19 protein-coding genes, 1 tRNA gene, 1 rRNA gene and 1 riboswitch are annotated in these 19,369 nt (G+C 43.1%); of the genes, 5 read left to right on the forward strand and 16 right to left on the reverse strand.

Annotated features, from left to right (window positions below; all coding sequences use genetic code 11):
* Positions 1–17: 17 nt before the first annotated feature.
* The gene (locus tag ACFP56_RS20245) at positions 18–1,691 is read right to left on the reverse strand and encodes a glutamine--tRNA ligase/YqeY domain fusion protein (protein WP_379238044.1); all 1,674 of its coding nucleotides are present in this window, start codon (positions 1,689–1,691) and stop codon (positions 18–20) included.
* 236 nt (positions 1,692–1,927) lie between these two features.
* Positions 1,928–2,083, forward strand: a riboswitch (cyclic di-AMP (ydaO/yuaA leader).
* Between the two features lie 7 nt (positions 2,084–2,090).
* Here ACFP56_RS20245 and ACFP56_RS20250 point away from each other — a divergent pair.
* Positions 2,091–2,573: a C40 family peptidase gene (locus ACFP56_RS20250; RefSeq protein WP_379238046.1), complete on the forward strand. Its 483-nt coding sequence runs from the start codon at positions 2,091–2,093 to the stop codon at positions 2,571–2,573.
* Between the two features lie 219 nt (positions 2,574–2,792).
* Here ACFP56_RS20250 and ACFP56_RS20255 read toward each other — a convergent pair whose 3' ends face one another.
* On the reverse strand, positions 2,793–3,989 hold the full coding sequence (locus ACFP56_RS20255) for an MFS transporter (protein ID WP_379238048.1): 1,197 nt from the start codon (positions 3,987–3,989) through the stop codon (positions 2,793–2,795).
* Between the two features lie 62 nt (positions 3,990–4,051).
* Positions 4,052–4,345: a hypothetical protein gene (locus tag ACFP56_RS20260; protein WP_379238050.1), complete on the reverse strand. Its 294-nt coding sequence runs from the start codon at positions 4,343–4,345 to the stop codon at positions 4,052–4,054.
* A gap of 237 nt (positions 4,346–4,582) precedes the next feature.
* On the opposite strand from ACFP56_RS20260, the gene motA reads away from it, so the two are divergent.
* Positions 4,583–5,383, forward strand: a complete 801-nt coding sequence (gene motA, locus ACFP56_RS20265) for a flagellar motor stator protein MotA (RefSeq protein ID WP_379238052.1) — start codon at positions 4,583–4,585, stop codon at positions 5,381–5,383.
* Positions 5,367–6,200, forward strand: a complete 834-nt coding sequence (locus tag ACFP56_RS20270; RefSeq protein WP_379238054.1) for a flagellar motor protein MotB — start codon at positions 5,367–5,369, stop codon at positions 6,198–6,200. Before motA ends, ACFP56_RS20270 begins: the two co-directional genes overlap by 17 nt.
* A gap of 44 nt (positions 6,201–6,244) precedes the next feature.
* Here ACFP56_RS20270 and rluF read toward each other — a convergent pair whose 3' ends face one another.
* From rluF to ACFP56_RS20285, 3 genes are read right to left on the reverse strand one after another with little or no spacing between them, the layout of a single operon-like run.
* The gene (rluF, locus tag ACFP56_RS20275; RefSeq protein ID WP_379238056.1) at positions 6,245–6,949 is read right to left on the reverse strand and encodes a 23S rRNA pseudouridine(2604) synthase RluF; all 705 of its coding nucleotides are present in this window, start codon (positions 6,947–6,949) and stop codon (positions 6,245–6,247) included.
* Positions 6,950–6,966: 17 nt separating this feature from the next.
* Positions 6,967–7,635 (reverse strand): NAD(P)H-binding protein, encoded by a 669-nt coding sequence (locus tag ACFP56_RS20280; RefSeq protein WP_379238058.1) that lies wholly within the window; start codon positions 7,633–7,635, stop codon positions 6,967–6,969.
* A 24-nt stretch (positions 7,636–7,659) separates the two neighbouring features.
* On the reverse strand, positions 7,660–9,468 hold the full coding sequence (locus ACFP56_RS20285) for an ATP-binding protein (RefSeq protein WP_379238060.1): 1,809 nt from the start codon (positions 9,466–9,468) through the stop codon (positions 7,660–7,662).
* A gap of 194 nt (positions 9,469–9,662) precedes the next feature.
* Between ACFP56_RS20285 and tadA the strand changes: the two genes are divergently transcribed.
* Positions 9,663–10,172, forward strand: coding sequence for a tRNA adenosine(34) deaminase TadA (gene tadA, locus ACFP56_RS20290; RefSeq protein WP_379238062.1), 510 nt, complete (start codon positions 9,663–9,665; stop codon positions 10,170–10,172).
* Here tadA and ACFP56_RS20295 read toward each other — a convergent pair.
* Positions 10,148–10,348: a Spo0E family sporulation regulatory protein-aspartic acid phosphatase gene (locus tag ACFP56_RS20295; protein ID WP_379238064.1), complete on the reverse strand. Its 201-nt coding sequence runs from the start codon at positions 10,346–10,348 to the stop codon at positions 10,148–10,150. The two genes, tadA and ACFP56_RS20295, sit on opposite strands and share 25 nt — an antisense overlap.
* A 395-nt stretch (positions 10,349–10,743) precedes the next feature.
* On the opposite strand from ACFP56_RS20295, the gene ACFP56_RS20300 reads away from it, so the two are divergent.
* A complete protein-coding gene (locus ACFP56_RS20300) occupies positions 10,744–11,097 on the forward strand; it encodes a DUF4870 domain-containing protein (protein ID WP_379238066.1) in 354 nt (117 codons plus the stop codon).
* A gap of 123 nt (positions 11,098–11,220) precedes the next feature.
* Here the strand turns inward: ACFP56_RS20300 and ACFP56_RS20305 are convergent.
* From ACFP56_RS20305 to ACFP56_RS20345, 9 genes are all read right to left on the reverse strand, one after another.
* A tRNA-Ser gene (locus tag ACFP56_RS20305) sits at positions 11,221–11,309 on the reverse strand.
* 82 nt (positions 11,310–11,391) lie between these two features.
* The gene (serS, locus tag ACFP56_RS20310) at positions 11,392–12,672 is read right to left on the reverse strand and encodes a serine--tRNA ligase (protein WP_379238068.1); all 1,281 of its coding nucleotides are present in this window, start codon (positions 12,670–12,672) and stop codon (positions 11,392–11,394) included.
* 40 nt (positions 12,673–12,712) lie between these two features.
* Positions 12,713–13,297 carry a pyridoxal 5'-phosphate synthase glutaminase subunit PdxT gene (gene pdxT / locus ACFP56_RS20315; RefSeq protein WP_379238071.1) on the reverse strand — a complete coding sequence of 195 codons (585 nt, stop codon included), beginning with the start codon at positions 13,295–13,297 and terminating at the stop codon, positions 12,713–12,715.
* A gap of 97 nt (positions 13,298–13,394) precedes the next feature.
* Entirely contained in the window at positions 13,395–14,276 is an 882-nt protein-coding gene (gene pdxS / locus ACFP56_RS20320; protein WP_379238073.1) for a pyridoxal 5'-phosphate synthase lyase subunit PdxS, read from the reverse strand.
* A 121-nt stretch (positions 14,277–14,397) separates the two neighbouring features.
* Positions 14,398–15,693: a D-alanyl-D-alanine carboxypeptidase family protein gene (locus ACFP56_RS20325; RefSeq protein WP_379238075.1), complete on the reverse strand. Its 1,296-nt coding sequence runs from the start codon at positions 15,691–15,693 to the stop codon at positions 14,398–14,400.
* Between the two features lie 193 nt (positions 15,694–15,886).
* Entirely contained in the window at positions 15,887–17,344 is a 1,458-nt protein-coding gene (gene guaB, locus ACFP56_RS20330; RefSeq protein ID WP_379238077.1) for an IMP dehydrogenase, read from the reverse strand.
* Between the two features lie 152 nt (positions 17,345–17,496).
* Positions 17,497–18,702, reverse strand: a complete 1,206-nt coding sequence (locus ACFP56_RS20335; protein ID WP_379238079.1) for a GNAT family N-acetyltransferase — start codon at positions 18,700–18,702, stop codon at positions 17,497–17,499.
* A 222-nt stretch (positions 18,703–18,924) separates the two neighbouring features.
* Positions 18,925–19,041, reverse strand: a 5S ribosomal RNA gene (gene rrf, locus ACFP56_RS20340).
* A gap of 89 nt (positions 19,042–19,130) precedes the next feature.
* A partial coding sequence (locus tag ACFP56_RS20345) for a hypothetical protein (protein WP_379238081.1) occupies positions 19,131–19,369 on the reverse strand: 239 nt, incomplete at its 5' end.

Here is a 19,369-nt window from a genome sequence, read left to right on the forward strand (position 1 = left end):
GTTCCACTCCCTTTATCTTACGCTTTCTTCGGATCGAACGAGCTCTTTAATGAAACAATTCGATTGAAGACGAGCTGACCATCGTCGCTTTTTACTTTATCCACATTGAAGTAGCCATGACGGAAGAACTGGAACTTGTCTCCTGCAGCGGCATCCTTCATATTGGGCTCAATAAAGCCGTTCACGACACGCATCGAATTAGGATTGATGCGCTCAAGGAATGGCTTATCCTTCAGCTCAGGCGAATCCTCAATTAGCGGCTCGAACAGGCGCAGCTTGGCAGGTACTGCCATAGAAGCTTCTACCCAATGAATCGTTCCTTTTACTTTTCTGCCTGTGAATCCACTTCCTGATTTTGTTTCAGGATCATAGGTGCAGCGAAGCTCTACCACTTCACCCAGTTCATTTTTAATAACCTCATTGCACACGATGAAGTAAGCATGCTTCAAGCGAACCTCATTGCCAGGGAACAAACGGAAGTACTTGCTCGGCGGGTTTTCCATAAAGTCCTCACGCTCAATATAGATTTCGCGTGAAAATGGAATTTGACGGACGCCCATTTCCGGATTCTCGGCATTGATCTCTGCATCCAGCCACTCTACTTGTCCTTCCGGATAGTTCGTGATCACAACTTTAATCGGATCAAGCACAGCCATCGTACGCGGCGCCTTCAGCTTTAGATCCTCTCGAATAAAGTATTCCAAGTAGCTTTCCTCTACCAAGCTGTTTGCCTTAGCAACGCCGATTTCACGGCAGAAGCTGCGAATAGCTTCAGGCGTGTATCCTTTACGACGCATTCCGCTAATCGTCGGCATACGCGGATCGTCCCAGCTCTCCACAACACCTTCATCAACAAGTGATTTCAAGTAACGCTTGCTCATAATTGTATTGGTGATATTTAGACGAGCAAATTCGTATTGATGCGGCGTAGCCTCCATCTCACATTCTGCAATTACCCAATCATATAAAGGACGATGATCTTCAAATTCTAGCGTACAGATCGAATGCGTGATTCCTTCGATTGCATCACTGATTGGATGTGCAAAATCATACATCGGATAAATGCACCAAGCGTCTCCTGTACGATGATGGTGGGCATGGGTAATTCGATACAGCACAGGATCTCGCATCGTAATGTTGGAGGAGGACATGTCGATTTTCGCACGAAGCACACGCTCGCCACCCTTAAACTCTCCAGCACGCATACGCGTGAACAAATCAAGATTCTCCTCGACCGAACGGTCACGATAAGGGCTGTTCTGACCAGGCTCTGTCAGCGTGCCGCGTGTTGCACGCATTTCTTCAGCAGTAAGATCGCATACATACGCTTTACCTTTTTTAATAAGCAATACAGCGCGGTTAAACATTTCCTCAAAATAGTCCGAAGCGTAGAACAGATTATCCCACTCAAAGCCGAGCCATTTTACATCTTCCATGATCGACTCTACATATTCCGTATCCTCTTTAACTGGATTCGTATCATCAAAACGCAAATTCGTTTTCCCTTTAAATTCATCTGCTAGCTCAAAGTTAAGACAGATGGATTTGGCATGACCAATATGAAGATAGCCGTTCGGCTCAGGTGGAAAGCGTGTCACAATCTCCTGCACACGTCCTTCCTGTAAATCGTCTATCACTATATTTTTTATGAAATTAGAAGCAGCCGATTTCGTTTCAGTAGTGTTTTCCATCTTGACCAACCTTTCACACAGCGAATATTTATCCTCTTATGATACACAAATTTTCATGAAAATACACCCATTTTGCCGTGCGAATCCGTCGATTCTTCCATCATTTTAACGTTTTTTCCAATATTTTTTTACGCAAAAAAGATCCTAGTAATTATGAGAGAAAAAAGAAAACAATTAAAATCTTCTCACATTTTACACAGAATCGAATTTTCAGTTTATTATATAGCTTGTAACAAGTAAGCCTAACGCCAAATTCTTATGAGTTTTCATGAGAAACGGGGGATCCAATTGGGGTGAATTGAGCTGCGGTATGAGCCTTCATACTGGTAGTTTCATAGGGAACCTTCAACCGAACCCGTCAGCTAACCTCGTCGGCACATCTGGAAGGAGACTTAAATTGTGAAAAAGCTTAGCATGATGTTTTTAGCAGTCATTCTATTGCTAACATTCTCAGCAGGAAGCGTATCTGCTAGCTCATCTTCAATGCTAACTAATATTGAAGATGTAAAAGGAACAAAGTACAAATACGGTGGTAATTCTACTAGTGGATTTGATTGTTCCGGTTTTGTTCGTTACATATTTGATAAGATGGATATCGAGCTTCCTCGCCGTTCAGCTGATCAAGCACTTGAAGGATCAAAAGTAGCTAAAACGGATCTAAAGGTTGGCGATCTTGTATTTTTTGATACAAGCGGCTCCAACAATGGTGGAATCACACACGTTGGCATCTATGTTGGCGACAACAAATTTGCCCATTCATCTTCAAGCAAAGGTGTAACCATTGATTCCTTAAATTCTTCTTATTACAAGCCGCGTTATGTAACAGCTCGACGTGTAATTTCTGAAGAAAAGTATGAAAAGTATGTTGAAGCAAGCAAATAAGCAATATATAAAGAGGTATGATCTTCTTCTACTAGAAGGGATTGTGCCTCTTTTTTTCTTTTACTATCCTATGAATTGTTGCCGGATAATATGACTGCCTGTACATACATCTATACAAGCATGCAACATTAAATCTAAAGGAGTGCTGCTCTTCTAACTACATAGACGAAGAACAGCACCCCTTTGTTGCAGCATCGTTATATTTTCCTTGTTAAATAATTATGCTGGCAGTTGCTCTTGCAAATTGCGATTACGACCAACAAGCATCATTACAATCATAAAGGTCAGCATAATACCTACTAGTACTGCAACTATCGTAATCGTTGTTGCAGCATTATAATGATCCATCGCCCAGCCTGTAAGTTTTGGGAACAACGCGCCGCCAATACCTCCGCAAGCAACGAGCAGGCTTGTTGTTCGATCTGTCATTCCCTGCAGGCACGCATTTACATATACAAGCACGATACCAAATACACCAGAAAACCCAAGTCCACCTACCGCGATCATCACAAATTGCATCGTTGACTGCGTGCTCAGTACCATGCCGATAAAGGCAAGCACTGCGACAATCATCGAGACAACCAAGTATTTCACGTAGCCATAGCGGTCGGCCAGGATGCCACAGAATAGTCGCCCCAACACCATACATGCCCAGAACAAGCTGAGCATACTAGCTGCACTCGATTCAGACAACCCGCTTCGCTCAATCATGATCGAAGGAAGGTAGTTGGACACGCTCATCTCTACGCCGACATAGAGAAAGAAAAAGATCATTGATAATCCAAGAAACGGCAATGCCCTTTTTTGATATTTTGGCTTGATCGGCTTCTCCTGTCGTTCCTGCTTGGAGGGCTGCGAGATACCCTCATCGATCTCTTTGCCAAATGACAAGCTTAGCCACAGCAGCAGTGTTAAGCCGCTTATGGCCGTTAGAATTGGGAAAGACAATTCCCAGAGCTGATATCGAATAAGGATAGCCGCTGTTAACGGAATAAATAAAGCGCCGAGACCAAAAAAGGTTTCGATTCGACTCATTGCTGTAGCGGTTTGACCTTTGAATAAATCAATAATAAGTGCTCCAATTACCGATTCGATCATACCAAAACCAAAACCAGCAAGTGGCGCGACTATAAGCATAAGCTCCCATGGAGGCAACATGCTGTAAACAGCCTCTGCTAACGTCAGCGCACCAAATGCAATAACGATCGTGACCCTTTTGCCTAGCCGTGTTGATAATGAAGGACCTAGTAACACGCCGACAAGAAAGCCAAGAAACTGATTCATAATCCACTGTCCGCCATCTGAATAGGAGAGCTCATAATGCGAAATTAGCTGTTCGAGAATTGAACCTCCAATAATGTGAGCAATACCGATAACAAGGTAAGATAGGCAGCCCAGCCACAATATTTTTTTCACGTCTAAACTCCTTTATGCGTTCACATACCCTGCGCCTAATTAGACAGACGCAGGGTTTATCATTATATTAGTGAAATGCTGCGATGCTCGGTATCGCCAGCAAATACATCAATGCGATGCAATTGAGGTCGATAGGTGACTTGTCCATTGCCTACCGTAATCTCTTGATGCTCGCCCAAGCCATAAAACACATCATCTGCCAACGCTTCCAAAACCTCATACTGCTCATCAGGCTGAAGCGCCTTCCATTCAGATTCTTCCATCTCAAAGAACAGATAGCAATCCTCAATCAAGCCGACTGCTTCTGTCAGCTCCTGCAAAATGTCACTATATTCACGCGCATGGCGCACACCCATTGTCTTACCCTCCTGTTTGTTCATTAGCATTCCTTTCTATTATGACACAATCCACAAAAAAAGTCGTGAGGTGATCGCTCATATTCATATCATGCTATTTGTTTTTGCCATCTTAACAATTTAACATTTCTATTTCTTCTATTAGATCATTGTAAATTTGCTCTAATGTCGAGAAGCCTATTTGACGATAATAGAATAAGTAGTTCTATGTCGAAAATGGATTAATTGAGGTGTATGATGAAGAATTCAACAATTATTGGTCTAATTTTAGGGGTAATAGCCATCGTCCTTGGTATGGTATTTAAGGGTGCCAGCTTGAGCGCCTTCCTTAATCCGGCAGCATTTATGATTATCATTGTCGGCACAATCGCTGCAGTAACTATCGCTTTTCCTTTGGAAGAGCTCAAAAGAACTGGTACACTATTCAAACTATTATTCACTGAGCGTCCTCTACCGAAACGTGAGGATCTAATTAAACAATTTGTTGAATGGGCAGGTATTACCCGCCGTGAAGGTCTGCTTGCGCTAGAAGCAAAAGTAGACGATATTGATGATCCATTTCTGAAAAATGGCATGCGAATGATTATTGATGGCAACGATCAGGATCTCGTTCGCGACGTTCTGCTCGAGGATATTTCTGCGACAGAGGAACGCCATAAAGCGGGAGCTCTAATTTTTTCACAAGCTGGTACATACGCTCCAACGTTAGGGGTTCTAGGAGCGGTAATTGGACTTATCGCGGCACTTGCCGATATGAGTGATATGGACTCGCTCGCACATGCGATTTCAGCGGCATTTATGGCGACGCTGCTAGGTATTTTCACTGGTTATGTGCTATGGCATCCGATGGCGAACAAGCTAAAGCGACTATCTAAAGCTGAAATCCAAATTCGTCTAATGATGCTGGAGGGTTTATTGTCTATTCAATCCGGCGTGTCTACGATTGCGATTGAACAAAAGCTATCCGTATTCTTAACACCTACGGAACGTCAAGCTATGAAAGCGAAGGAGGAAGGAGACGTTGAGCAAAAAGCGTAGACATGAGGATCATGAAGAGCATATTGATGAATCGTGGCTCGTCCCTTATGCGGACGTACTGACTTTGCTTCTTGCCCTGTTTATCGTTCTATATTCGATGAATCAAGTAGACGTTAAAAAATTTCAGGAGCTATCTCGCGCCTTTAGTGTTGCTTTTAGCAGCAGCGGACAAGGCGTACTGGATATGCCTGCAATCGTGGAACGTGGTCCAGACGTTGAATTTCAGTCAGGCGGCATGGAAGATGCGGAAAATGACGGGCAGACCAATGAAGAGCCACTTACTCAAGAAGAGGTTAATCAACTGCTCGAGCAAAGCGAAAGTGAGCTTAGCAAGCTTAAGCAGCAGATCGATGACTATATCGCTGAGAACGGGCTGACAACCAGCTTGGATACCTCATTGAATATGTCCCAGCTGCTAATTACGATACGTGATAATGCATTGTTCAATTCCGCTGAAGCTTCCGTTAATCAAGACGGCCGAGAACTAGCCGTCAGCATTGCGGAAATGCTCGAAAATTATCCGGATTTCAACATTGTCATAGCGGGTCATACCGATAACACGCCAATTCGAAACGCTGAATTCAGATCCAACTGGGATTTGAGCGCGATGCGAGCTGTACGATTTTTAGATATTATGCTTACAAACAACGATCTCGATCCGAAGCGCTTCAGTACGGTTGGCTATGGTGAGTACCACCCGGTAGCTTCAAATGATTCGAGCGAAGGCCGCGCACAAAATCGACGCGTGGAAATTTCGATCGTGCATAATTACTTCGATACTCACAAGCAACAAAGCATTGGCATAACAGAGCAATAATAAAAGGGCGTGTCGGACGTTAGAAACGTCAGACACGCCTTAATTTATGTTGCTGGGTTATAATCAATTTCCTGAAACAAGATGCGTTTTTCGTCCTCTGTAAGGTCTCTCCACTTCCCTTTGGGCAGATCACCTAATAATATATTCATGATGCGAATGCGTTTCAACCGCAGTACGCTGTAGCCAAACGCCTCACACATACGTCTAATTTGACGATTGCGGCCTTCCGTTAAAATAATATGGAAGGTGCTAGTACCAACGCGTTTAACCTTGCATGGAAGCGTCATACTGCCTAGAATATAAACCCCTTCCGCCATCCCCTTTAGAAAGCTTGCTGTTATTGGCTTATTAACCGTCACAACATATTCCTTTTCATGCTTTCCTTCAGATCGCAAAATTGGATTCACGACATCCCCATCGTTTGTCATCAGAATGAGTCCTTCTGAATCTTTATCTAAACGCCCTATCGGGAAAATCCGTTCACGATGACTGACAAAATCAACAATATTGCCTTTAACATGACGCTCGGTCGTACTCGTAATTCCAACCGGCTTATGCAAGGCGATATAAACATGTTTTTTTTGAGCGCCAATTCGGCGTCCGTCAATTCGCACGTCATCTCCCAGCTCTGCTTGACTGCCTAGCTCTGCCTTCGCTCCATTAATCGTAACTCTACCGTCAGCAACCAGCTTGTCAGCCTCTCTACGCGAGCAAAAGCCTGTCTCGCTAATAAATTTATTGATTCTCAAAATGCCACCCCGTTGACTTAATATACCTTCTGCCTGGACCAATACGAAATCTCGTCAGAGGTTACGACTCGAACCTGCTCTGTGCAAAGCAAGGCTAGCTTGGACAAGGCCTGAGCAATTACTTTTGCTTCATTTGGTTTGTATTTACTCATTCTACCTTTAAAAGCAAAGGATAGCCAACCACTGAGCTTCACTGCCATCGCCTCTCCAAAACGAAACTCATGCCGATCACCGATAATAAGCGAGGGACGTACAATAATTAGCTGAGGAAGCTTAAGCTCCTGGAGATCCCGCTCCGTCTGACCTTTCACTTTATTATAAAAGAACATGGATTGTTCATTAGCGCCCATTGCAGTCACGACAATCAGCTTTCTTGCTTGATGTCTGACAACCAGCTTGCCCACTTCGATCACATAGTCATGGTCTACACGTCTAAACATTTCCTTCGTTTTGGCTTTTTTTATGGTCGTACCTAACGCACAAAACACATCTGCATCTTCAAACCATTCCTTTGGACATTCATGGAGCTCATCGAAGGAGATGAGCTGCTGCTCTAATCGTGGATGTACAACACTTAATCGTTTTCGTGCAATAACTGTCACTTTGCTATAATTTTTATTGTTCAGCAACAAACGGACTAATTCTCTGCCTACAAGACCTGTCGCACCAACGATAACTGCTTTCAACGCTCCCTCACACTCCTACAGTCTTTACAGATTGCTTGCTTCTGCCAACTGAGTTGTTCTATCCTCCTGCAATGGAAGTAAAATTCTTACCGTTGTTCCAACATTAAGCTGACTGCTCAGCTCCATTAGACCTTGATGAGATTGTATAATTTTTTGGCTAACCATAATACCTAGCCCCGTACCGTTCTCCTTCACCGTAAAGAAAGGATCACCAATGCGCTGCAAGGTCTCCTCATCCATGCCGATCCCCTCATCTGTTACCTGCACACTAACATGATTAGCAAGACGTTGAATTGCAATATGTACATGACCACCGTTTGGCATCGCTTCTATCGCATTTTTCAGCACGTTGATAAATACTTGCTTTAGCTGATTATCCTCACACGGTATACAGCAATCATCCTTCGTATAATTCTCCTTAATCACAACGTTGTGCATCAGCGCTTCACTACTCATAAATGCGCTAACCTCACTAATAATATCGCGAACGTCCCGCATTTTGAATTTAACCGCTTGCGGCTTCGCCAATATTAAAAATTCTCCCACTATTAAATTAATACGCTCAAGCTCTGAGAGCATGACACGTACATGGTCCAAATTTAACTTATTGCTATACTCCTGCAGTTGTAAAAACCCTCTTAATGTAGTAAGCGGATTTCGAATCTCGTGAGCTACTCCCGCTGCAAGCTGACCAACAGTATTCAACTTCTCTGAGCGACGCATCAGCTCTTCCATACGATGGCGATGACGCATGTCCCGACATATGTTCGCAAAGCCCGTAATTTCATTATTGATATCACGAATTGGGCTGATCGTAATGCTTACCGGAATACGCTCGCCATCCTTTGTTTGCCGATAGGTCTCCACAGGTTTAATAACCTCGCCTTTTTGGACCGTTTTAAGCAGCTCTTCCTTTTCTCGAATGAGATACTCAGGTACAACCCGATATCGGTTACCGATTGTTTCTGCCGCTGTATAACCAAACAGCTCTTCAAATGCTTTATTGGCTTGAATAATTCTTCCCTCAACATCCATAATATAGATCGCGTCAGAAGAATGATTAATAAAGGATTCCATATACAAGCGCATCCGTCTGTTCTCATCAAACGCATGTCTCAGTTTGTTCATATAAATACTTAAATTCTGACTCATCGCGTTAATTTTAAATGCTAAAAGCCCAAACTCATCCTTGGTGGTGATTGGAATGGGCCGTTGAAAGCGAACGGAAGATACCTCATTTACTTTCCATAAAATGTCCTTGAGCGGTCGAAGCATGCGAGAAACAAACCAATAGCTAACGATACACGTAAAGAAAACCAAATAAATGAGTGCTGCATAAAACAAGTTGTTATCATTGCTATACATGCTGTCGTATATTTGTTTATCGTATAGCATAATCACTCTGTACACGCTTCCTATTTGTTCGCGATAATCACTTATGTAATAATTGCGGTCATCCGTTTTAACCGCTTGAAACTGATATGTACTTTCCTCATTTGGCTGTGCGATCCGCTTGGTGAGTGCCGCTTCCAGCATCTCTTTATTGCCTGCTGACAAAAGCATTGCCCCGGTCTGTTCATTTATGATGGCTGTCTCGAGCATATAAGGCTTTTCTGCCTGAAACAGCTGAAATAGCTCCGATAGCTGCTTTTCAGCCTGCGGAGCTTGGACATTCATCTGTTGGAACAACCGCTCGGATAATGTCTGTGAGGCTCGATCCAATAATTCCATCGTCTTTTGCTGTTGATTATACACCCATAGAAATTGAAACAAGACAATTACAAGCAGCAGCAAACCTGCTATAGTTATACTAAGCTTATACTTAAGTGACACGGACTCACACCCTTAATCAATTGACTTATCAACAAATTACTAACATATTCCACAATGATCTGTGCATATCGTGGATGATATGTGGATTAAACTGTGGATAATTAATAGTTATACACAAACTTGTGCACAGTATGTTAACAAAAGAATGTTTGTTCGATGTATAAACATATATTTCTGTAGATAAGGAGAATCCAATGTTTTCAGATCAAGACGAACGGTGGATGAAAGAAGCCATTGCCGAAGCCAAAAAGGCAGAACAATTAGGAGAAGTACCAATCGGAGCCATCGTTGTAAAGGAAGGCGTCATTATTGGTCGCGGACATAATCTCAGGGAGACGCAGCATAATCCTATCGCTCATGCCGAAATAATGGCGATTCAGCAGGCTAGCAAAGCTCTAGATGCTTGGCGATTACTAGATTGCACACTGTATGTAACACTCGAGCCTTGTCCAATGTGTGCAGGTGCTATTGTGCAAGCTCGTATTAAGCGTGTCGTATTTGGTACAGCCGACCCAAAAGCAGGTTGTGCCGGAACATTGATGAATTTATTGCAGGAACCCCGTTTCAATCATGAAACAGAACTAACCGGAAATGTGCTTCAGCAAGAATGTGCAGCTCTGCTGACAAATTTTTTTAGAGCATTGCGTGAACAACGCAAAAAGAATATGGTTCAGATTCATCATTTGGATGATGATTTGCAGTGAGCGGCTTCACTTTGTTCCCCATGTATTTTCATCGTTTGCAGGGCAACTATGAGTTGATCCGCTTCTTCACTAATTGCGAGGACGGCAGGGTGTGTAAAGCTCCCTTTTTCCTCTACCACCTCGTAGAGCTTGTCCCGAAGCGATTGTAGTTGAAGTTCAATAAGTTTCTTTTCCATAGCTCGCTTCGACTCACTCTCCTCTATTTTCAATCATGCTTATGTTACATTATAGCGAGTTCATGTACTGATGTGTGTTAGATGCTGTCGATACATTATTACGAATAAAAGTTATTTTTCGACAAATATAGTGGTTATCTCTCAAATTATACTGTTTATTATCTGTTTATTACAATACTTAATAAGTCCTATCCTTTACAGGGCAAAAAATTTGTCGAAATCTTTTCCCTACTATTAATCAGAAAACATAAGTATCTATTCTTATTTTACATTTTTTATTTTCATTTTCCAATTAAATCTAGTTTTTTATTTAATTTATAGTATATTTAACATAGACGACTTATATAGTATAGAGATTAGCTGTTTATCGAAATAAGTAATGGAGGTTATTGATATTGAATACACAAGATGAACGAACATGGAGTATGCTCGCACATTTATCATCACTTGTAGGTTTATTTTTCTCAGGGACTGGCTTTATATTTGGATTCATTGGTCCACTTATTATATGGCTGCTAAAAAAAGACCAATCCCACATCATTGCTGAAAACGCTAAAGAAGCCTTGAACTTTAACATTACCTACACCATTTTTTCAGTGATTGCCCTCTTGTCTGTCTTCCTGCTAATTGGTTTCATTTTAATTCCTGCCGTATATGTCGTATGGATCGTATTCGCCATTATTGCTACCGTAAAAACCAATCAAGGACAGCACTATCGTTATCCATTTATTTTCCGTTTTGTTAAATAAGTGTCTCTAACCACAAAAGCGCTGAGCATCTGGGATGCCTAGCGCTTTTGTAGTTCAACAAGCATGATATTTTCGGACAATCAAAAACGCTCAAGCCTAAGCTTGAGCGTGAACATTCATAATTGGCGGAGAGAGAGGGATTCGAACCCCCGTGGGCTTGCACCCTAACGGTTTTCAAGACCGCCCCGTTATGACCGCTTCGGTATCTCTCCAGAAAGTATTAAGTTTTGCTGACAAGAAAGAGTATAGCACAGTTGAAAAGGGGAATGCAACCCCTTTTTCAACTTTTTTTAATTATTTTGGAGCGATAACCTCGACCCCGCCCATATACTGCTGAAGCACCTTTGGAATAGCGATGGAACCATCTTCCTGTTGGTAATTTTCAAGGATAGCGGCTACAGTACGGCCAAGCGCCAATCCTGATCCATTCAAGGTATGAACGAATTCCGGCTTGCTTTTCGGCTCTGGACGATACTTAATACCGGCACGACGCGCCTGGAAATCCTCAAAATTTGTACAAGAAGAAATCTCGCGGTATGTTCCTGCGCTAGGAAGCCAAACCTCAATATCATAAGTTTTTGCTGATCCAAAGCCCATGTCGCCTGTACATAGCGTAATGACGCGATATGGAAGCTCAAGCAGCTGCAGCACCTTCTCCGCATTTTGCGTCAAGCTCTCAAGCTCCTCGTACGATTCTTCCGGCTTCACAATCTTCACTAGCTCTACCTTGTTAAACTGATGCTGACGAATCAATCCGCGCGTATCACGACCAGCTGCGCCCGCCTCTGAACGGAAGCACGCACTGAATGCCACGTACTTCGCAGGAAGCGCATCGGCATCTAAAATCTCATCGCGCAAAATATTCGTTACCGGAACTTCTGCAGTCGGAATCAAGTAATATTCTGTATCCGCGAGCTTAAATAGATCCTCTTCGAATTTAGGCAGCTGTCCAGTTCCAATCAAGCTGTCACGATTGACGATATAAGGCGGCAAAATCTCCTCATAGCCGTGCTGATCGCTATGTAGATCCATCATAAAGCTCATTAAAGCACGCTCCAAACGAGCGCCTAGACCGCGATAGAATACAAAGCGAGAGCCAGTTACTTTAGCAGCACGTTCAAAATCAAGAATAGCTAGATCGGCAGCAAGATCATAGTGCGCCTTTGGCTCGAAAGCAAATGCTGCTGGTTCTCCTACACGACGAATCTCTACATTTTCTTCTTCAGAAGCACCTACTGGCACGGAAGCATGTGGAATATTCGGAATAGATAACAACAAGTCATTAACCTGTGCGTCAAGCACACGCAACTCATCGTCTAGTTCCTTGATGCGGTCACCAACTTCACGCATTTCAACGATTAATGCATCAGCGTCTCCACCACTCTTTTTAATCGCAGCCACTTCCTGAGAAACAGTATTGCGTCGATTCTTTAATTGCTCTGTCGCTTGAATAAGCTCACGGCGCTTTTGGTCCAGTTCAGGAAATGGCGCAATCAGATCTAAGGATGCTTGGCGATTGCGAAGCGCTTCCTCCACCTTTGCATAGTCCGTGCGCAATAATTTGACATCTAACATGAGTGTCCCCTTTCCAGCAGTTGAATATCAGGATTCAATGCTAGGCACGCAATGCTTGTGCCTCTTTTATCATATCTACAAAATAAGCGTGCAGGCGTACATCATCCGTAAGCTCTGGATGGAATGAGCATGCCAGCAGCGTGCCTTGACGTGCTGTAACAATTTCTCCCTTGAACTCCGACAGTACATCTACACCTTCACCTACCGCTTTAATCAACGGTGCGCGAATAAATACACCCGTGATCGGCTCTTCAATGCCCTTCACTGGCAGTACAGCCTCAAAGCTTTCACGCTGACGGCCAAACGCATTGCGTGCTACTTTCATATTCATTAGTTTCAAATGAGCTTCTTCCTGCCCTTCAATCTGATCGGCTAGCACAATTAGACCAGCGCATGTGCCGAATAACGGCTTGCCCGCCTCATGAAACTGTGCAAGAGCATCCATAAAGCCATACTTGCGCATAAGCTTTCCGATCGTCGTGCTTTCTCCTCCAGGAATGATAAGTCCGTCCAGTTCATCCAGCTGTTCTACTCGTTTTACTGCAACAGCCTCTACGCCAACGGCCTGCAAGCTGCGTATATGCTCTGCAACTGCTCCTTGCAGCGCCAACACTCCAACCTTCATATCCAAATCCTCCCCTTTTTTCGCAAAGGCCGACCTACCCAGAATACTGGATAGCTCGGCTCTTAGGGTCTATCTATATCATTTTAGTTAAGCTCAATTAAATACCGCGGTCTTGCATACGCTCAGCTGCATGCAGCTTGGAAATTTCGATACCCTTCATCGGAGTACCAAGATTTTTAGAAACCTCAGCAATTAGCTTGTAGTCTTGGTAATGTGTTGTAGCTTCAACGATTGCACGTGCAAATTTCTCCGGGCTATCGGATTTGAAAATACCAGAGCCTACAAATACGCCATCTGCGCCAAGCTCCATCATTAATGCTGCGTCAGCAGGTGTTGCAACGCCGCCAGCTGCGAAGTTTACGACAGGAAGCTTGCCTGTTTCATGTACGCCAAGCAACAAGTCATAAGGAACGCCTAATACTTTTGCTTCATTGTACAGCTCGTCCTTCGACAAGTTTTGAATTCTACGAATTTGTCCGTTAATTAGACGAAGATGACGAACCGCTTCAACGATGTTGCCTGTTCCTGGCTCACCTTTCGTACGAAGCATCGCTGCACCTTCTTGAATACGACGAAGCGCTTCACCAAGATCTTTAGCGCCACACACAAAAGGTACTGTAAATTCATGCTTACTAATGTGGAAAATCTCGTCAGCAGGCGTAAGAACTTCGCTCTCATCAATATAGTCTACACCCATGGACTCAAGCACTCTTGCTTCAACAATATGTCCGATACGAGCTTTCGCCATAACTGGAATAGAAACAACCTTCATAACCTCTTCTACAATTGTAGGATCAGCCATACGCGCTACGCCACCAGCCGCACGAATATCAGATGGCACACGCTCAAGCGCCATAACTGCTGTAGCACCCGCAGCTTCAGCAATTTTTGCTTGTTCGGCGTTCATTACGTCCATAATAACGCCGCCTTTTTGCATTTCTGCCATACCACTTTTTACACGAAAAGTACCTGTTTCCATTGTTACGTCTCCTCCTAAAATACGCCTCTATTAAGATAGATCACCGTTATTACTCTAAGCATTGATTTTACAGGAAGGAAGGCACTTCGACAAGCCCTTATTTCCTTGTAACTCACTCGGATTAAAAGATATTTAGGATGCGATCAAACAGACCAGAGAAAAAGTCGCCAATTCCTCTGAAGAACAGCTTGAACCAGGAAGCCTTTTCTGCATCAGCTGTCGTTATCAAATCAACGTAATACTCCAGTTCAACATCGTTTTGATCGACAAATTTGTAGGTTAGCGTACCTACTTTCGTTCCTGCAGCAATTGGAGCTACCAGCTCTTCTTCAGTCAGCAAATCTGCACTTACAAGCTCAAGCTCTGGCTCATTGCCCTTCGTTGTCACAATCGTAACATCCTTGCTTGTCACAACTGGAATTTCCTTATCTACGCCTTTTTTTATTTTAACCGTTTCGTATCCTTCTACTACACTCTTCGGAGAAATCTCTGTTTGCTTTTCAAAGGTTGCGTAAGCATAGTTATATAGCGAGGCTGTCTCCAAAAATCTTGCATCTCTTGAGCGTGTATCCATAACAACACTGATAAAACGCAAGCCATTGCGCTCAACCGTACCTGCGAAGTTATAGCCTGCTGCACTAATAAAGCCTGTTTTTAATCCGTCTACCCCTTCGTAAGCCAAATGCTTAAGACCTGATTTGTTCACGTTCGTACCAAGCATATAGTTGAAGTTAATCATTGGCGCATCGTCACGCTCGCGGAACTTGTATTCCTGCAAGCTGGAGTATTTCAGAAAATCCGGATACTCAATCAAAATATGACGAGCCAATGTCGACACATCACGTGCAGACATCATCGTAGTGTCCTCTAGTCCTGTTACACTTGTAAATACAGCAGAAGTTAAGCCTAACTCCTCAGCCGTTTCATTCATACGATCAACGAATGCTTGAATGCTTCCTTCGACCGCGATAGCCAATGCTTTCGTGGCATCATTGGCAGAACCAACTGCCATTGCGATATATAAGTCCTCAACGGTATGCTGGTCACCAGCAGCCAAATAAATTTGCGATTCAGATGGGTGTGTATCCGCAGCTTCAGGTGTTACAGTAATGACTTCATCCCAGGTCAAACGACCGTTACCAATTTCCTTCATTACGATATACTCTGTCATAAGCTTTGTCATGCTTGCGATTGGCAACGACTCATCAGGATTAACCTCGTACATTACCTGACCGGTTTCAAATTCGATTAGTATCGCTGATTTCACTTGAAGCCCAAGTGAGTTTTCAGTACTCGGTCTGTTATTATATCCAACTGCTCCTGCACTTGGCGCACTCATCGCAAACGACGAAACTAGCAGCAAAGAGCATAGCATGATGATCGATAATAATCGAATTTTCCCCATAGTTTTCAACACCTTTATTCCCCTTTTCCCATTGGATTGTCCATATGTTATTGTAACATACTTCATCCTGCTAGTTAAACTTTTTGCCCTCGTACTATTGAACCAAATATAAAGACTAGACCCATAAACTGTATATTTTTAAATATAAAAAAGCCAGAGCATAACCTATATCCTGTGGTTAGCTCTGACTTTCTAAATTGAAGCGTTATAGTGAATAGTTCGGCGCTTCTTTAGTAATTTGAACATCATGCGGATGGCTTTCACGCAATCCAGCACCTGTGATGCGAATGAATTGTGTATCGTTTTTAAGCTCCTCTAATGTAGGTGTACCGCAATAACCCATACCTGAACGCAAACCACCAATCAACTGATGAACTGTATCAGCAAGAGGTCCTTTATAAGCTACTCGTCCTTCAATACCTTCTGGGACTAGCTTGCTTTCATTTTCTTGGAAATAACGATCCTTGCTTCCAGCCTTCATTGCTGCAAGGGAACCCATACCACGATATACCTTGTAGCTGCGGCCTTGGAAAATTTCTGTTTCTCCAGGGCTTTCTGCAGTTCCAGCAAACAAGCTACCGATCATAATCGCACTTGCACCTGCTGCAATGGACTTCGTAATATCGCCAGAATATTTAATACCGCCGTCTGCAATAATTGGTACGCCGTACTGACGAGCAACACTTGCACAATCGTAAATCGCAGTAATTTGTGGAACGCCGATCCCTGCAATAACACGGGTTGTACAAATAGAACCAGGACCAATACCGACTTTAACAACGGATGCGCCTGCTTCGATTAGATCGCGAGTCGCTTCACCTGTTGCTACGTTACCAGCAATAATCGTTAAATCAGGGAACGAATTACGCAAATCTCTTACTGCATTTAGAATATTCGATGAATGTCCGTGCGCCGAGTCTACGACAAGAACATCTACACCTGCTGCAACCAAAGCAGCAGCACGCTCTTGCGTATCCTTGGAAATCCCTATCGCTGCTCCGCAAAGCAAGCGTCCTTGGCTATCCTTCGCCGCATTCGGGAATTGAATCGCCTTTTCAATATCTTTAATTGTAATGAGGCCTTTCAATGTGTTTTCTTCATCCACAATTGGAAGCTTCTCAATTTTATGCTTCTGCAACAGAACTTCTGCTTGCTCCAGTGTTGTTCCGACTGGCGCTGTTACAAGCTCATCATGCGTCATCACTTCTTTAATTTTGATGGAATAGTCGTGTACAAAACGCAAGTCACGGTTTGTCAAAATTCCGACCAACTTCTTATTCTCATCTACAATCGGTACCCCGGAAATACGGTACTTGCCCATAAGCTCTTCAGCATCATAGACATGATGATCTGGTGTTAAAGAAAATGGATTCGTAATGACGCCGCTCTCCGAACGTTTTACACGATCCACTTCTTCTGCTTGTTGTGCTATTGTCATATTTTTATGGATAATACCAACTCCGCCTTCACGAGCGATTGCAATCGCTAAAGCAGACTCCGTTACGGTATCCATACCTGCACTAATCAAAGGAATGTTCAGCTTCACTGTATCGCTCAAACGAACCGATACATCAACAGATCTAGGTAGTATTTCTGATTTGCGAGGAATAAGCAATACGTCGTCAAACGTTAGCCCTTCTTTAGCGAATTTATTTTCCCACACGAGTATGATCCTCCCTTATTTTCCCTTATTTTTCTTGTCCCTGCATGTATATTATTGCAATATTATCACTTGAGTTAGGGGCTGTCAATGCGCCACCACACTGGAAAAATAGTGATTTTGCCGCTGTTAAAAAAGACGAAATGTTCATTAAATTAGAAAAAATCTGTTAAATAGGTCGTATGTTCTGCTATTCGCAACTGTAAGCGTTTCATTGCATCAGCACTGCCTGTTATATGATCAAATCGTTGAAAAACTTCAACTTTTTGGTAGTTAAGCAGCCATGCGGTCAAAGTACCAATTGAAAGTGAAATTTGTGACCCATTCGGGTCCACTTGCTCCTTCTTCGTTAGTGTAGCCTCTCCGCTCGATGCTATGCGCAGTTGAAAAATACCATCATTCCAGGGCGCATGCTCATCGCTAATTGTGATTGTAAAATTCTCATCTTGATGAGAAGCATTAAATCGATATTGCTGAATAAACGATTCCACATCGACAATACGCGCCATAAAGTATGGAATCACTTCCTGCTTGAACCGAGGTTTGTTTAGGAAAAAGGCGAAGCTGTCGTCTGATGGTGCTATCCATGTTACACGATCTACCATGGAGTCATGCTGTGCGATATACAGTAAAAGCTGTTGCTCTGCTTCCTTCGTTAGACTAATCCATTCGTGAATGGTCATCTCACGATTAAGTACTTCATAAATCATATATCCTTGTAATTGTTGCTGTTTATCATAATAACCAGCGACCACACCCTTTTTACGACTACGGATACGATTTTCCCACCATTGCTCTGTACGAGCAAGCATTCCATTAAAGCGGACGGCATACTGCTCATAAACTTCAAAGAGCGGCTGTAAACTGTCCAACCGTCTTACAGTACCAGTTTTCTCTGTATGCTTATGCTGTTTTAGCAATAGCTCGATATGTTCAGCGCCTAGCTCATAACGTTTATATTCAATGTAACTTTCCCAGCCAAATTTGCGATAAAATCCGTATGAAAATGGATGAAGCATGGAGATCGTGTGACCGTGCTGTTTCATATGCATCAGCAGCTCTTTTAGAATATGAGCAACATATCCGTGTCTGCGATGCTCTGGCCATGTGCTTACCCCTGCTATACCACCCATTTTGAATGGTTGTTGGTTAATATAAATGCTAAGGTCTAGCAGAGTAGCCTGCGCACAGAGTGAGTGGTCTGAAAAAACACCGAGTCGATAGTCATTCTCATTTAAAAAGGTTGCTCTTCTTTCCTCCAGTTGCTCAGCTGTTAGTGGAAATTGAAACGCAAAAGAAGACAGACTCATGCTCTGTTCAAAATCTGCAAGTGTTAATGGTCGTATAATCGATAAGCTCATCCTAACCCCTCCAATGAATTGGTTTAGCAGATTATACAGGAACTAAACATACATAGCAAATCATTCCTCTTGCACTAATCACTACCATATTCATCCATCCTTACTTTAGATGCGAAAATCTAGTATCAACTTAATCTACACAAAATCTAAAGACAACAAATTAACGATAAAAATCCAAAAACAACAAAAAAAGCCTACTGCAACGCAGTAGACTTTCCTCGTGCTTGGCAACGTCCTACTCTCCCAGGACCCTGCGGTCCAAGTACCATTGGCGCTGAAAGGCTTAACGGTCGTGTTCGAGATGGGTACGCGTGGTTCCCTTTCGCCATTATCACCAAACATTTTGTATATGCTCATTGAACATCTATTCGATCGCTCATAATGTATAGATACGCTCGAACATTCTTTTGGAATGAGGGTCGCTTTATCTATACATCATTCGCTAGAAGCGAAAGACATATCGTGAGCTTTAAGGTTTGCACCTTCAAAACTGGATAGGAAAGTTTAGATTCATCGAAGCGATTCGATTGGAAGTTAGGGTACGAAACCGCTATGCTTCCGATGTGCGTTCTGGTCCTTCGCTTTCGCTCGCTACCAAACGCTTTAGGATAAGCCCTCGACCGATTAGTACTGGTCAGCTCCATGCATTGCTGCACGTCCACCCCCA

Origin of the sequence: Paenibacillus septentrionalis (genome assembly GCF_042659865.1) — a bacterium.
GTDB lineage: Bacteria > Bacillota > Bacilli > Paenibacillales > Paenibacillaceae > Pristimantibacillus > Pristimantibacillus septentrionalis.

What these genes read in the sequence shown, in the direction of transcription:
- ACFP56_RS20245 (WP_379238044.1), bottom strand. Translation starts at nt 1,691, where the DNA reads ATGGAAAACACTACTGAAACGAAATCGGCTGCTTCTAATTTCATAAAA.
- ACFP56_RS20260 (WP_379238050.1), bottom strand. Translation starts at nt 4,345, where the DNA reads ATGGGTGTGCGCCATGCGCGTGAATATAGTGACATTTTGCAGGAGCTG.
- motA (WP_379238052.1), top strand. Translation starts at nt 4,583, where the DNA reads ATGAAGAATTCAACAATTATTGGTCTAATTTTAGGGGTAATAGCCATC.
- tadA (WP_379238062.1), top strand. Translation starts at nt 9,663, where the DNA reads ATGTTTTCAGATCAAGACGAACGGTGGATGAAAGAAGCCATTGCCGAA.
- ACFP56_RS20295 (WP_379238064.1), bottom strand. Translation starts at nt 10,348, where the DNA reads ATGGAAAAGAAACTTATTGAACTTCAACTACAATCGCTTCGGGACAAG.
- serS (WP_379238068.1), bottom strand. Translation starts at nt 12,672, where the DNA reads ATGTTAGATGTCAAATTATTGCGCACGGACTATGCAAAGGTGGAGGAA.
- pdxT (WP_379238071.1), bottom strand. Translation starts at nt 13,297, where the DNA reads ATGAAGGTTGGAGTGTTGGCGCTGCAAGGAGCAGTTGCAGAGCATATA.
- pdxS (WP_379238073.1), bottom strand. Translation starts at nt 14,276, where the DNA reads ATGGAAACAGGTACTTTTCGTGTAAAAAGTGGTATGGCAGAAATGCAA.
- ACFP56_RS20335 (WP_379238079.1), bottom strand. Translation starts at nt 18,702, where the DNA reads ATGAGCTTATCGATTATACGACCATTAACACTTGCAGATTTTGAACAG.